This window comes from Sporosarcina sp. FSL K6-2383, from assembly GCF_038618305.1.
Taxonomy (GTDB): Bacteria; Bacillota; Bacilli; order Bacillales_A; family Planococcaceae; genus Sporosarcina.
The window spans coordinates 806,753-822,146 of the sequence record NZ_CP152017.1; the positions used below are offsets into that span (position 1 = coordinate 806,753).

General features: G+C 40.1%; 12 protein-coding genes. All 12 read left to right on the forward strand.

Going from position 1 to position 15,394, the window contains the following annotated elements:
• Positions 1–154 precede the first annotated feature (154 nt).
• The 12 genes from MKZ10_RS04275 (at position 155) to narI (ending at position 15,367) form a co-directional block, all read left to right on the forward strand.
• A complete protein-coding gene (locus MKZ10_RS04275; protein WP_342508184.1) occupies positions 155–2,380 on the forward strand; it encodes a ribonucleoside-diphosphate reductase subunit alpha in 2,226 nt (741 codons plus the stop codon).
• A complete protein-coding gene (locus tag MKZ10_RS04280; protein ID WP_342508186.1) occupies positions 2,365–2,805 on the forward strand; it encodes a flavodoxin in 441 nt (146 codons plus the stop codon). Before MKZ10_RS04275 ends, MKZ10_RS04280 begins: the two co-directional genes overlap by 16 nt.
• On the forward strand, positions 2,760–3,821 hold the full coding sequence (locus MKZ10_RS04285) for a ribonucleotide-diphosphate reductase subunit beta (protein ID WP_342508188.1): 1,062 nt from the start codon (positions 2,760–2,762) through the stop codon (positions 3,819–3,821). The genes MKZ10_RS04280 and MKZ10_RS04285 overlap by 46 nt, the downstream gene beginning before the upstream one ends.
• A 463-nt stretch (positions 3,822–4,284) precedes the next feature.
• Complete coding sequence (locus tag MKZ10_RS04290; RefSeq protein WP_342508190.1) at positions 4,285–5,115, forward strand: hypothetical protein; 831 nt, start codon at positions 4,285–4,287, stop codon at positions 5,113–5,115.
• Between the two features lie 213 nt (positions 5,116–5,328).
• Positions 5,329–5,904, forward strand: a complete 576-nt coding sequence (locus tag MKZ10_RS04295) for a VanZ family protein (RefSeq protein ID WP_342508192.1) — start codon at positions 5,329–5,331, stop codon at positions 5,902–5,904.
• A gap of 31 nt (positions 5,905–5,935) precedes the next feature.
• On the forward strand, positions 5,936–6,628 hold the full coding sequence (locus tag MKZ10_RS04300) for a response regulator transcription factor (protein WP_342508194.1): 693 nt from the start codon (positions 5,936–5,938) through the stop codon (positions 6,626–6,628).
• Complete coding sequence (locus MKZ10_RS04305; protein WP_342510004.1) at positions 6,606–7,718, forward strand: ATP-binding protein; 1,113 nt, start codon at positions 6,606–6,608, stop codon at positions 7,716–7,718. The genes MKZ10_RS04300 and MKZ10_RS04305 overlap by 23 nt, the downstream gene beginning before the upstream one ends.
• A gap of 251 nt (positions 7,719–7,969) precedes the next feature.
• Positions 7,970–8,668 (forward strand): iron-sulfur cluster repair di-iron protein, encoded by a 699-nt coding sequence (gene ric, locus MKZ10_RS04310; protein ID WP_342508196.1) that lies wholly within the window; start codon positions 7,970–7,972, stop codon positions 8,666–8,668.
• A 186-nt stretch (positions 8,669–8,854) separates the two neighbouring features.
• Complete coding sequence (locus MKZ10_RS04315) at positions 8,855–12,541, forward strand: nitrate reductase subunit alpha (RefSeq protein ID WP_342508198.1); 3,687 nt, start codon at positions 8,855–8,857, stop codon at positions 12,539–12,541.
• Positions 12,531–14,132, forward strand: coding sequence for a nitrate reductase subunit beta (gene narH, locus MKZ10_RS04320; protein ID WP_342508200.1), 1,602 nt, complete (start codon positions 12,531–12,533; stop codon positions 14,130–14,132). The genes MKZ10_RS04315 and narH overlap by 11 nt, the downstream gene beginning before the upstream one ends.
• Positions 14,125–14,694, forward strand: a complete 570-nt coding sequence (gene narJ, locus MKZ10_RS04325; RefSeq protein WP_342508202.1) for a nitrate reductase molybdenum cofactor assembly chaperone — start codon at positions 14,125–14,127, stop codon at positions 14,692–14,694. The genes narH and narJ overlap by 8 nt, the downstream gene beginning before the upstream one ends.
• Positions 14,687–15,367 carry a respiratory nitrate reductase subunit gamma gene (gene narI / locus MKZ10_RS04330; RefSeq protein ID WP_342508204.1) on the forward strand — a complete coding sequence of 227 codons (681 nt, stop codon included), beginning with the start codon at positions 14,687–14,689 and terminating at the stop codon, positions 15,365–15,367. Before narJ ends, narI begins: the two co-directional genes overlap by 8 nt.
• Positions 15,368–15,394: the final 27 nt, after the last annotated feature.

Sequence of the window (15,394 nt, forward strand, 5' to 3'; positions counted from 1 at the left end):
GGGGGTTGAGAGGTGGAAACGAATGAGCTGCTGTTTATTTTTGCGCCTTATTTTGTTTCTAACAACAACCCATGAGCGACAGCTCTACCGATTAGGTGGAGCTGTCGATTTTTTTGAATCAAAAATAACAATATATACATAAAAGGAGCGGATCATGATGACAATTAAAATGGCGAAAACGAACACTGATCGACTATTGGATGCATTACAAAGTGAATTTGGAGTAGCACAAATCGAAACGCTTATTATCGCAAGTGAACGCTGGCAACAGAAATATCCGGAGGGATCTGAGCCCGAATGGGCGAAGGCGATGACATTAGAATCATTGAGTAATTTGGATGAGGCGGCGACCTATTGGACATTTGTTGCAGCACGTATTCACCTCTATGATGTGTATGCTCGTCAGGAGCAACAACGCGGTGCGAAGGTCTACACAGATTTCGCTCATAACGTTTCCCGTCTTGTAGAGCAAGGGTTATACACATCTGTATTAACAGAAAAATATTCACATGCCGAGCTTGAAACTCTTGGTCATTTGATTGAACCAGAACGGGACAAGCTATTTACATATATCGGATTGAAAACATTGATGGACCGCTATGTCGCGGTTGATTACAATAAACAATCGGTCGAACTTCCACAAGAGCGTTGGCTGGTCATTGCGATGACGCTGATGCAGGATGAGACAGAAAGTCGGCTGGATAAGGTGGCGGAATCATACTGGGCGATGAGTAACTTGTACATGACAGTGGCAACGCCAACATTGTCGAATGCAGGGAAACCGCATGGTCAGCTATCCAGCTGCTTTATCGACACCGTTGATGATTCTTTACAGGGCATCTATGACAGCAATACAGATGTTGCCAACTTGTCGAAATATGGTGGCGGCATTGGCGTTTACATGGGGAAAGTACGTAGTCGTGGCGCATCTATTCGTGGATTTAAAGATGCATCGAGTGGGGTTCTCCCCTGGGTTAAACAGCTGAATAACACGGCAGTCAGTGTCGACCAGCTCGGTCAACGCCAAGGGGCTATTGCTGTTTATCTTGATGTTTGGCATAAAGATATTTTCACATTCCTTGATTTGAAATTAAATAATGGAGACGATCGCCTGCGTGCGCATGATATTTTCACAGGTGTTTGCTTACCGGATATTTATATGGAACAAGTGGAGGCGCGTGGCGACTGGAATTTGTTTGACCCACATGAAGTTCGTACAATCATGGGCTATTCACTTGAGGACTTTTATGATGAAACAAAAGGGACAGGCTCCTTCCGTGAGAAATATGAGGAATGTGTCAACCATCCTACACTGAGTAGAGAAACTGTTCCTGCTATCGACTTGATGAAACGTATTATGCGCAGTCAGCTTGAAACGGGTGTACCGTTCATGTTCTACCGTGATGAAGTCAACCGTGCAAATGCGAACAAGCATGAAGGGATGATCTATTCATCGAATCTTTGTTCAGAAATCATGCAAAACATGAGTGCAACGAAATTTGAATCAGTCACACTGGAAGACGATATCGTTGTCACACGTTCAAAGCCTGGTGATTTCGTTGTTTGTAACTTATCATCTATTAACTTAGGGAAAGCTGTTCCAGCAAGTGTGTTGGAAAGATTGATCACAATCCAAGTACGTATGCTCGATAACGTTATTGATTTAAACAAAATCCCGGTCGTCCAAGCACAACGGACAAATTCCCGTTATCGTGGAATCGGGCTTGGTACGTTCGGTTGGCATCATTTGCTGGCGCTACAAAATATTCAATGGGAATCCGATGAAGCAGTGGATTATGCCGATAAACTATATGAAAAAATTGCTTTTTTAACAATCAAAGCTTCTGCGGAACTGGCGAAGGAAAAAGGGGCTTATCCGTTATTTGAAGGCTCTGATTGGCAATCTGGATTTTATTTTGAAAACAAGGGCTATGATTCGAAGGAATGGCGTGAATTGCGTATTGATGTAGCGACAAACGGTGTACGCAACGGCTATTTAATGGCGGTTGCGCCGAATAGCTCGACATCTGTTATTGCAGGGTCAACGGCGTCCATCGATCCTATTTTTAAGCCGTTTTATCATGAAGAAAAGAAAGACTATAAATTGCCTGTAGTTGCGCCTGATCTTAATCATAACACCTATGACGTCTATCGCCGTTCTGCTTATATTGTCGATCAACGTTGGTCGATTAAACAGAACGCTGCGAGACAGCGCCATATTGACCAATCGATTTCTTTCAACTTGTATGTGCCGAACTCGATTCGTGCATCAGTGCTTCTTGACCTTCACGTGCAAGCATGGAAGTCTGGCATGAAAACAACTTACTACACGCGTTCAACCGCGACAGATATTGAAGAGTGTGAATGGTGTCATTCTTAATTGCCTATGCTTCTTGGAGCGGGAATACCCAAGAAGTTGCTGACATGATTGCTGCTACCTTGGTCGCGGAAAATGTCGATGTTACGACGTATCGAATTGGTGGCGGCATCATGCCGAACCCTCGCCATTTCGATGCGCTGATTATTGGTTCATTTACGTGGGACAAAGGAGCAACACCTGATGAAGTGAAGGATTTCGCCGCGGATGTTGGGTATAAACCCGATAATGTCTACGTTTTTGGAACAGGAGATACCCAATTCGGAGGCGACGAGCTATTTTGTTTGGCGGCAGACAAATTGGCCCGGTTTTACGCATCAACTTATGAACCTTTAAAAATTGAACAAAGCCCACGTGGCGTACAACAATCAACAGTCATCGAATGGTCGAAAGGGGTCATCAAGAATTGGAAAAACTTACACGAGTAAAGGTATTAGAACCTGCAAATCCAAATAAATCAACGGCTATATTTGGTGGCAAAGCGAGCGGAATTTTGAACTGGAACGATCTCGCACATCCACATTTCTATACATTAAGACAACGGATTCGTTCGCTTTTTTGGACGGCCAATGAAGTCGACATGACGCAGGACGTTAAACAATTCTCGTCGCTGACAAAGCCAGAGCAAGACGCATTCCTAAAGATTATTGGATTGCTTGCAACGCTTGATGGTCCACAAACAGATATCGCGGCAAAAATTGCACAGTATACGACAGATCCTTCTGTTAAATCACTGATGGCAACCATTGCCGATCAGGAAAGCGAGCATAATCATAGCTATGCCTATGTATTATCTTCGGTAACGACGCTCGATAAACAGCTAGCGTCGTTTGAAATGGGACGCACAGACGAGGTGCTTATGCGCCGCAACGACCGAATTGTTGACGTTTATAATGAATTTGCAGAAAATCCGACAATTGAGTCCGCATTAAAAGCGATGGTGTATACAACATTATTAGAAGGACTTTTCTTCTACAGTGGCTTTGCATTTTTCTATAACTTAGCACGTAATCAAAAAATGGTCGGCACATCGACGATGATTTCGTATATAAATCGTGATGAGCTCCAACACGGTAAAGCAATCAGCGATATTTTTCGTGCAGCACTCTCAGAAAACTCAGAACAAAATACAGAGGCATTTACAGAATGGATTTACGACCAATTCAAGCATTCTGTCGAACAGGAAGTTGCTTGGAGTCGCTATGTATTAGCGGATATCGAAGGCATCGACTTGATTGAAATGGAAGGCTACGTGAAATATCGTGCCAATAAAATGCTACGCATGCTTGGGCTTAGTGAAATCTACCCGGAATTCACCGATAATCCAATGAAGTGGATTCGTGCCTACGTTGATAGTTTCGACGATACAAAAACGGACTTCTTTGAGCAGACTTCGAGGCAGTATGTGAAAACGAGTGATTTGAATGGTTTTGATGATCTGTAAATGAAAGATCGCATAAACATATTTAGCTAACTGGTTCAGTTGCAGGGGAGAAAACATTAAATAACAATGAGAAAGGAGACAAGATTCGTATATGAATCTTGTCTCCTTTCTCGTTTTTTTAAGTTCATAACAGCCAAGTTTTGTTTTTAGAGAAGAACCTATTGGTAAATGGATTAAGGTGAAGAAAGTTAAATTTCTTTCGGGCTATGCATATAAAGTTTTGTCTATTTGTTTTCATTCACTTGGTATTGGATTCTTGATGGGTTTTTATAATCGTAGAAGTAGAGGCATTCAGTAGCTAGTAAACGGCTAGATGGAGGCTTTTTTATATTGGTTAAGTTGAACTTCTTTGTATTTAAGAGAAGCTTATGTATTTCTTAAATAAAACTTTAAAATTCATGGATATAATCAGTGCATAAGCAAAATTTACTTGCTTAAATCAGAAGTAGAGGGAGAGATAATAATGGATAAGAAAAAAACAGGAAAGAAAGCTTTTATGAATATGCGAAAAGGGATAGTCACTGGCGTTGCAATAATGGTAATTGGTACTTCAACTACTGTTTTGGCATCTCAAGACACAGGGTATATAAATGAGTTGTTTGGAGGTGTAAAAAATAAGCATGATCAAGTGGTGGTAGAATCTGGGGTGAAAATGAAAATAGAAGAAAGTTTGAGTGGGGGGAAAAGCTCGCTCATCATAGTTTCCTTTGAAAAAGAAGATAAGACTAAATTTCCTGAAGGAGCTACAATCGAAAATTTGGAATTAGATATAAAGCATGGTGCAAGTTATATGGTTGAGCAACAATTAACAGAAGATCGCAAACAGATTATTGGCACATTTGATGTAGATACATTCAGTACTCTAGAAGGCAAAAGCGTTACGATTAAAGCCGAAGCCATTGTGAATACTGATACAGATGAAATCATTGCTAATGGTCCCTTTAAAAATAAATTTACAGCACATGATCGTTCTAAGAAAATCGATATTAATGTAATGCTAAAACAACAAAAAGAGGAAGTAGTATTGAAAGCTTTAAATGTTTCAGCCGTTGGAATTGAGATTGAGGGAGAAAGAATAGATGGTCAGGAAAGCTATTTACCAGAAATCAGTCCGATTGTTAAGGTGATTACAGATGATAATCAAATCATTGAATTGAGTAATGGTTCAACAAGTACAACGGACATTGGATTCAAATGGATGTATAGCCTAGATTCAAATGGAAACCGTATGTTTTTAGATAAGTCCACGATTAAAAGTATCATGGTAAATAATCAAGTAATGAGTATAGATTAAGTTAAACATTCAAATAGAAAATGTATGTAAGAACTCACGTAGATAGGATATCAATAGTCTAAAACGTATATTTCAGGTGAATATACGTTTTTTATTTTTTACGTGTTAAGAAATCATTGTTGATTTCTTAAGAAAAACTTTAAAAACAGAAGTTATACTTTGTTTAGTTACAAAAAAAATCAAAGATGAAAGTATTTTTTTGAGGTCGAATAAATGGAAAACTCATTCATGTATACAATAGATTCCTGGTATATTCTTATCCCGGCGTTTCTACTTTTTTTATGCTATATGGTCTTGGTTACGGTTATTAGAAAGAAATATCACTTTGGTCAGTTTATAATATTAACTTCTTTTGCAGTTTATTTTTTGTGTATGATTCATTTTGTGTTTTTTCCTATTGAAGTGAATATTGGGAAGTATGCTAATTTAACACCGTGGTATAAGTCTATTAACTTTATCCCTGTGTTAACAATAGATATACCAACTTTTATATTGAATATAATTATGCTGGTTCCTTTTGGTATGTATTTACCGTTATTGAGTAATAAATATCAATCGGTTAAAAAGGTTGCTTTTATGGGACTATCTATCAGCTTATCTTTTGAAGTGACACAGGTTCTAATTAGAATAATACTTGGAAATGGGCGTAGTACAGATATTAATGATTTGATTGCGAATACATTAGGGACTGTGATAGGATTTTTAATAATAAGTGAAATATCAAAAAACTCATTTGTTTATACTGTTTTACAGAAACTAAGACTGGAGAATAGTGTTCAAAGACATTAACGCGTTTATCCTGAAAAGGGGGCAAGACATATTGGGGAATAGTATCCTAATTGTTGACGATGATAGAGAAATTGGAAAGTTAGCGGAAATATACATGAAAAATGAGGGATATCATGTCCTTCAAGCAGGGGATGGATTAGAAGCTTTAAAAATTATGAAGCATAATCCTGTAAACCTCATTATTTTGGATATCATGATGCCGAATATGGATGGACTAGAATTTTGTAAACATATCAGAGTGGATAATCAGGTGCCCATACTAATGCTAAGTGCGAAAGTGCAAGATATGGATAAAATTATAGGACTCATGACGGGCGCAGATGATTATATGTTAAAACCCTTTAATCCATTAGAATTAGTGGCTCGAGTAAAGGCATTGTTACGGAGATCCAACTACGAACCAGTAGGTGTAGACAGGGGTACCATCCGAGCTAACTCACTTGAAATAGATAAGCAATCCCATAGGGTTACGGCGAGTGGAAAAGAAATTAAGCTAACGTCTATTGAATTTGACATCTTATATTTACTCGCAAAAAACAAAGGAACAGTATTCAGTTCTGAAGAGATCTTTGAAAGAGTGTGGAAAGAAGACAGCATGGGTTCGAATAAAACAGTCATGGTTCACATTAAGAATGTACGGGATAAATTCGAATTAGTCATTCCGGGAGAAACAATTATCCAAACTGTTTGGGGAGTGGGCTATAAAATTGAAAAAGATCATTAAGTTCATTTCTATTTGGAAATTATTGATTTATCTAGTGTCTGCAGCGATATTGGCAGGTCTGACTGGTTTTATACTGATTTCTGCTATCTTTTATTTAGAGACGCAATCTTCCCGTTTCTCGGACCTAATTGAATTAGTGGGCACTTTTGGTATAGCGTCATTTGTACTAGGCTATTGTGTATTATTTGTCTTATACTTTTTCCTTTTTATTCATTTTGAACGACAGAAGTATGTTGAATATTTACTAACGAGAATGATTAATGAAATTGAATATATATCAGAAGGCCATTTCAACAAAAAAGTAACAATTGCAGATAATAGTGTACTAGGCGAATTAGGTGCAAAAGTTAATCACATAATTACGCAAGTAGAAAAGTCAGTAGTTGATCAAAAAAAGTCTGCGCAAACAAAAAATGATTTGATTACAAATGTTGCCCATGACCTTCGCTCACCACTAACATCAATTGTTGGCTATTTAGAATTGATAAATGAAGATCGATATAAGAATGAGGTTGAACTGAGATATTTTATTCAAATTATTCATCAAAAATCTAAAGATCTTCACCAATTGATGAATGATCTATTTGAATATACCTTGGTTCAAAATAAAGAGTCTTTAATTAATGAAGTTCCTGTAAATATAGAAGAAATGTTAAATCAATTAGCAGTTCAATTTCAGGTTCAGGTTCATGAGGCGGGTATGGAAATAAGACAATATTTCTCAACTGTAAACCATCCTATTGTGATGGGAGATGGAAATAAATTAGCGAGGATATTTGAAAATCTAATTCAAAATGCCATTCGGTATGGAAAAAATGGAAGGTATATTGATGTTACATTATCTGAATCCGATAAATTAATAGAAATTGAAGTTACAAATTATGGACAAGTCATTCCTGAAATGGACTTGCCTTATATATTTGAGAGATTCTATAGGGTTGAAAAGTCACGTTCCCATCAAACGGGTGGTTCAGGTTTAGGTTTAGCCATTGTGAAAAGTATTGTAGAATTACATGGCGGCAAAATTGAGGTGGATAGCTCATTAGGTGGGACAACCTTTAGAGTAAAGTTCCTGAAAAATGGTTATTAAAAATGTATTGAAGATGAGTGCACTTTTCAATTGTGAAAAATTCATGACAATAGTCGAAATGTGATATATATCACATTCCCTTATACTCGCGTCAATTATGATGGAGATAGTAAGAAAGGTAAGAGTGTTATGTGTGAAAAACGCTATTATTGATATCTAGGGTAATCCCTAGTATGAACAATGGCAGTAAGCACGTATACTTGATAGTGAGAATGATTCTCACTAAATTGATTAGGGGAGGAACAACTATTATGAGTCAACTAACGCTTGAAACACAAGTTTGCGATATCGTCACTGCACTTCCACAAAGTGCGGATCTATTTAGAAGTCTTCGTATCGATTTTTGCTGCGGAGGGAAAATCCCGTTGAAAGATGCGGCAGAAGATCGCAATCTGAATCCAGAAGAAGTATTAGTAAGCATTCAAAAAATAGAAGAAAAACGAGAGCAAGTCGGTAGTACACATCCGACTTCATTCGGCAATAGAACGCTCGTCTCTTACATTCAAGAAAAATACCATGCAGGTTTACGTGAAGAATTACCAGCGCTTACACCGTACATTACGCGAGTCGTTAAGGTTCACGGAGAAAATCATCCGCATCTTGTACGTATCCAAGAAATTTTCAAGGAATTACGTGCTGAGCTTTTAGATCACACGGCGGACGAAGATAAAAATGTCTTCCCAGTCATTCTTGATTTTTTGGAAAATCCAACTCCAGAATTAAAAGAGCAAGTGAAGCCACATGTTATGGAATTAGAAGCAGAGCACGAGCATGCAGGCGAATTATTATTTGAAATCCGAGATTTAACAAATAACTACACACCACCAGAAGAAGCTTGTGGTACGTACCGTGTTGTCTATGCGCGTCTTGCACAGCTTGAAAAAGACACATTTGAACATGTTCACCTTGAAAATAACGTTCTATTCGATCGAGTACGTGCTGCACTTTAATAAATACACTAAAAAAGCTGCCCGCGGGTGGCTTTTTTTGTCTAGTAAGGTAAGTTTATATACGATATAGGACTTTCCCTAATAGGAAGGTGCTGGGTTAATCTTTAGAATTAGGGGTATATGAATGAACGTAATGATGTATCCCCTCATTAAGTTCATTATTCTGAAAAGGAGTGAGTTTTCTCGATGAAGAAAAAAAGTGTACTGAAAAGTGGACTAAGATACTTCAAGCCCGTTGAACGTTACTCAGGAAACTGGTCGATTCTAGAAGAGAAAAGCCGGGATTGGGAGAATATGTATCGCCAACGCTGGTCCCACGACAAGGTAGTTAGAACAACGCATGGCGTCAACTGTACGGGGTCATGTAGTTGGAAAGTGTTTGTGAAAAACGGCATTATTACTTGGGAAAACCAACAGATTGACTACCCTTCCTGTGGTCCTGATATGCCTGAATTTGAACCGCGAGGCTGTCCACGTGGTGCATCGTTTTCGTGGTATGAATACAGTCCACTTCGCGTGAAGTACCCTTACATACGAGGAAAACTGTGGCGGATGTGGGGTCAAGCATTGACTGAAATGAAGGATCCTGTGAAAGCATGGGCAAGCATTGTCGAAGATCCTAAAAAAGCGGATGAATATAAAAAAGCTCGCGGAAAAGGTGGACATGTTCGTGTCAATTGGCGCGATGCTACGATGCTGATTTCTGCACAACTTATTTACACAATTCAAAAATACGGTCCAGACCGCATTGCTGGATTTACGCCAATTCCGGCGATGTCGATGGTTAGTTATGCATCAGGTGCGCGTTTCATCTCCCTTCTTGGTGGAGAAATGCTTAGTTTCTATGACTGGTATGCAGATTTACCACCAGCTTCTCCACAAATTTGGGGTGAGCAGACGGACGTTCCTGAATCGAGTGACTGGTTTAATGCAGGTTATATTATTATGTGGGGATCGAACGTACCCCTAACACGGACGCCAGACGCTCACTTCATGACAGAAGTACGCTACAAAGGAACAAAAGTAGTTTCTGTTGCACCGGACTATGCAGAAAGTGTGACACATGCCGATGACTGGATTGCTGCAAATCCTGGTACAGATGCAGCTGTTGCACAAGCAATGACGCATGTTATTTTAGATGAATTTTATGAGCAACGAAAAGAACCGATGTTCATCAATTATGCGAAGCAGTACACGGATATGCCGTTTTTAATCATGCTAGATGAGCATGAGGGATCGTACAAAGCAGGTCGTTTCCTACGAGCGAGTGACCTGGGTAGTACGTCCGAGCACTCAGAATGGAAGCCAGTTATCTTTGATGAAGCAACAGATGAAATCATTGTTCCAAACGGCACGATGGGACAGCGTTGGGAAGAGGATGCGAAGTGGAATCTAATTCTTGATAACGCAGACGGTACACGTGTTGAGCCTGCATTATCGGTTGCAGACCATGGTGCTGAATGGACAGAAATGGTATTCCCTTATTTCGATAATATTGCCAATGGGACATTTAACCGCCCGATTCCTACGAAGAAAGTAACTTTTGCAGATGGGACAGAAAGACTTGTCGCAACTGTTTACGATTTAATGCTAAGCCAATACGGCGTTCGTCGTATCGATAGCGATCTAGAGGCAAGTGGTTATGACGATGTCAACTCCATTTATACACCTGCTTGGCAGCAAAAAATCACCAATGTTAAACCGGAGCTTGTGATACAAATTGCACGTGAATTTGCGCAGAACTCCCTTGATACGGGTGGTCGTTCTATGATTATTATGGGAGCGGGTATTAACCACTGGTTTAACAGTGACACGATTTACAGATCCATCCTCAATCTCGTAACATTGACAGCTTCACAAGGCGTTAATGGCGGAGGCTGGGCGCATTATGTTGGGCAAGAAAAATGCCGTCCGATTGAAGGTTGGAGCACGATTGCCTTTGCGAGGGATTGGCAGGCACCACCGCGTCTCCAAAATGCAACATCCTTCTTCTACTATGCGACAAATCAGTGGAAGTATGAGGAGGCTGGAGCAGAGGTACTGATGTCACCTACGGCTGGGAAAGCACGTTATGAGCACCCGGCAGATTATAATGTTCTAGCTGCTAGGTTGGGCTGGTTACCATCTTATCCACAGTTTAATAAGAATAGTTTGCTATTTGCTGAAGAAGCAGCGGCATTAGGAAAAACTACGACAGAAGAAATTGTAGGTCATACGCTTGAGCAATTGAAGTCAGGTGATTTGCAATTTGCTGTAGAAGATCCTGACGCACCGGAAAACTTCCCGCGCTCATTATTCATTTGGCGTTCTAATCTGGTATCTAGTTCTGCAAAAGGACAGGAATACTTCATGAAACACCTTTTCGGAGCATCTGATGGATTACTAGCTTCCCCAAATGACGAGGTAAAACCAGAAGAAATGGTATGGCGTGACGAGGTAGAAGGCAAGCTTGATCTTCTTGTTGCATTGGATTTCCGTATGACTGCAACGCCGATGTATGCAGATATCGTTCTTCCAGCAGCGACTTGGTATGAAAAACACGACCTTTCATCAACAGACATGCATCCATTTGTCCATCCGTTCAATCCGGCAGTAGACCCACTGTGGGAATCACGTTCGGACTGGGATATTTACCGTTCGATTGCACAAACATTCTCAGAAATGGCGAAAACTCATTTGCCGGGTGTTTACAAGGATTTGGTAACGACTCCATTGGCGCATGACTCTATTCAGGAAATTGCACAGCCTTACGGTGAAGTGAAAGACTGGAAAAAGGGTGAAGTTGAAGCGATTCCAGGGAAAACAATGCCTGGTATGACGATTGTCGAACGTGATTATACAACTATTTACGATAAATATGTAACGCTTGGTCCTTTATTATCAACAGGAAAAGTCGGTGCGCATGGCGTTAGTTTCTCTGTTGCTGAAGAGTATGAAATGATGAAAGGTATCAATGGCACTTATTTTGATGAAACCATCAAAAATGGGCTGCCAAAATTGCATACAGCGAAACATGCTGCTGAAGCAATGCTGACATTATCATCTGCTACAAATGGTCGGGTGTCACAAAAGGCATACGAAGCGGCAGAACATGATTCGGGCGTTGAGTTAAAAGATATTTCGGCAGATAGGGCGGCAGAACGCTTTACTTTTGCTAGTATTACCGCACAGCCTCGGGAAGTTATTCCGACGCCAGTGTTCAGTGGATCTAATAAGATGGGACGTCGATATTCACCATTTACAACGAATATCGAGCGACTCGTTCCGTTCCGCACACTGACAGGAAGACAGCATTTCTATATTGACCATGAGCTATTCCTTGATTTTGGTGAAGCATTACCGGTTTACAAACCAACATTGCCACCAATGGTATTTGGACCACGTGATAAGCAAATTGTTGGCGGACAAGATTCTCTAGTTTTAAGATATTTAACGCCGCATGGTAAGTGGAATATTCACTCTACCTATCAGGATAATCAGCATATGCTGACGCTATTCCGCGGAGGTCCAACAGTATGGATTTCTAATGAAGATGCAGAAGAGCATGATATTGACGATAATCAGTGGTTAGAAGTTTACAATCGAAACGGAGTTGTAACAGCGCGGGCAGTTGTCAGTCATAGAATGCCAAAAGGTACGATGTTCATGTATCACGCACAGGATAAGCATATCCAAGTACCTGGTTCTGAAATTACAGAAGAACGCGGTGGAAGCCATAATGCTCCAACACGCATTCATATGAAACCAACACAAATGGTTGGTGGTTACGCTCAGCTAAGTTATGGATTTAACTATTACGGACCAATCGGAAATCAGCGGGATGTTTACGTCGCAGTCCGCAAGATGAAGGAGGTAAATTGGCTTGAAAATTAAAGCACAAGTTGCAATGGTTATGAATCTAGACAAATGTATTGGCTGTCATACATGTAGTGTTACATGTAAAACGACTTGGACAAACCGCGAAGGTGCGGAGTATATGTGGTTTAACAACGTAGAAACAAAACCGGGAATTGGTTATCCAAAACGTTGGGAAGACCAAGAGCTTTATAAAGGTGGTTGGAAGCTGAATAACGGCAAATTGGAATTGAAATCAGGTTCTAAACTGTCGAAAATTGCCTTAGGGAAAATCTTCTATAACCCAGACATGCCAGAAATGAAGGACTATTATGAGCCTTGGACGTATGACTATGAAAAATTAACGATGGCGGGCGATAGTGAGCATACACCTGTTGCACGTGCAAAGTCAGTTATTTCAGGTGAATATATGGATCTTGAGTGGGGCCCTAACTGGGAAGATCAGTTAGCGGGAGCGCATATTACAGGCCCATTGGACCCGAATATCGAAAAGATTGAAGAGGATATCAAGTTCAACTTTGAGCAGGCGTTTATGATGTACTTGCCACGTCTTTGTGAGCACTGCTTAAATCCAAGTTGCGTAGCATCATGCCCATCGGGTGCAATTTACAAACGTGATGAGGATGGTATTGTCCTTGTCGACCAAGATGCATGTCGTGGTTGGCGCTATTGCATGACGGGTTGCCCGTACAAGAAAGTGTACTTCAATTGGAAAACAAATAAAGCGGAGAAATGTACATTCTGCTTCCCACGCATTGAGTCAGGACTACCAACAGTTTGTTCTGAAACATGTACGGGACGAATTCGTTATTTGGGTGTACTTCTATATGACGCTGACCGTGTACTTGAAGCAGCTTCAACACCAGATGAAAAAGATTTGTACAAAGCTCAATGTGATTTGTTCTTAGATCCGAATGATCCAGAAGTAATGGAGCAAGCAAGGAAAGATGGCATTTCGGAAGAGTGGATTGAGGCGGCACAAAACTCACCTGTTTATAAACTGGCAATCGAGTATAAGCTTGCATTCCCGCTTCATCCAGAATACAGAACGTTACCAATGGTTTGGTATGTGCCACCACTTAGCCCGATCATGAACTACTTTGAAGGGAAAGATTCTATCAAAAATCCTGATATGATTTTCCCTGCAATTGATGAAATGCGGATTCCGATTCAATATCTTGCGAATATGCTAACAGCTGGAGATGCTGAAACGGTGAAGCAAGGCTTACAAAGAATGGCTATGATGCGCTCTTATATGCGTGCAGTGTCATCTGGTAAGGAATTTGATGAATCACGCCTAGAGCGTGTTGGACTTACGGCTCACCAAACAAAACAAATGTATCGTCTACTCGCGATTGCAAAATACGAGGATCGCTTTGTGATTCCAACTGCTCATAAAGAAGGTCACATGAATATGTACCGTTCACAAGGGTCTGCTGGTTATACAGAAATGGGTGGGGATTACGCTATGGATTCATCTCCAACTCAATTCAGCTATACGGGTATAGCGGATAGTACGGACTGTGATGGATGTAGCGCGGTAGAACCGACGAAATCAGGTAAAGAAATCTATGAAGAGAACTTCTATGGAGGGATTTGGCGTGATTGATCTGAAGAAATTATACGAAGTAAAGCAAAATTTTGGTTTCTTCGCAGATCAGCTGTCTTATCCTGAAAAGCTTACATTTCATCCGTCGGTATTGGAGGAGTCATTTGACTCTTCCGACCCGGCTTACGCCGATATAAAAGTATTTTGGGATTTGATGCATGATTATAGCCTCGATGAAATCCAAGAGATGTATACGTACACATTTGATTTTCAAACAGAAACGACGTTGTTCATGACATATGTAAAATATGCGGATGCTAAAGAACGCGGTCAAATGCTGGCGAAACTGAAAGTGTTGTATGAAATGTTTGGATTAAATATGCCGGAAGGCGAGTTGTCTGATTTTTTACCGCTCATGTGTGAGTTCATCTATGCGGCTGAATGGTTAGGCGACCCAAGAGCACAACAAAGTTTTTCTATGCTTTTGGCGGTTATGGAAGATGGAACATACAATTTAATGAAAGCACTCGAGAAACATAACAGTCCTTATTTCCATTTAATTAGGGGGATGAGGGAGACATTTAAGTCTTGTATCCGTCAGGAGGAAGTAGCCAATGACTAGTCAATTTTTATGGGTCATTTTCCCTTATGCTTGTATAGTGACATTTATTGTCGGACATATATTCAGGTATCGAAATGATAAATTTGGTTGGACAGCAAAATCAAGTGAATTTATCGAGAAAAAGCAGTTAATGATTGGTAGTGTCCTTTTTCATATCGGGATTATCCCTGTAATTGGTGGGCATATTATGGGACTTGGTGTTCCGAAGGAATGGACACAGGCACTTGGTGTTAGTGATCATTTGTATCATACAGGAGCGATTTGGATTGGCGGATTTTTTGGTTTTGTTACATTGGCAGGAATGCTTATTTTAACAGCTCGTCGCTTTATGTTGAAAAATGTCCGCAAGCTGTCGTCTGCTTCTGATTTGATTGTTAATACACTGTTACTAGTTATTGTTTTGTTAGGGATTTATAGTGTTGTTGCGACAACTGCTACACAGCCTGATTTTGATTATCGTGATTCGATTTCGGTTTGGTTCCGTTCGTTGCTCATTTTACGTCCAGAAGCAAATCTGATGACAGTTGTTCCATTAGCTTTTCAGTTGCATATATTATCCGGCTTCCTTATTTTTGCAATGTGGCCATTTACAAGGCTTGTTCACGTTTGGAGTGTTCCGTTGAATTATGTTGGAAGAAGCTATATCCTATATAGAAAGAATAAAGTGAATTGATGGAGAGAAAAGGCCGTAACAGCCTTT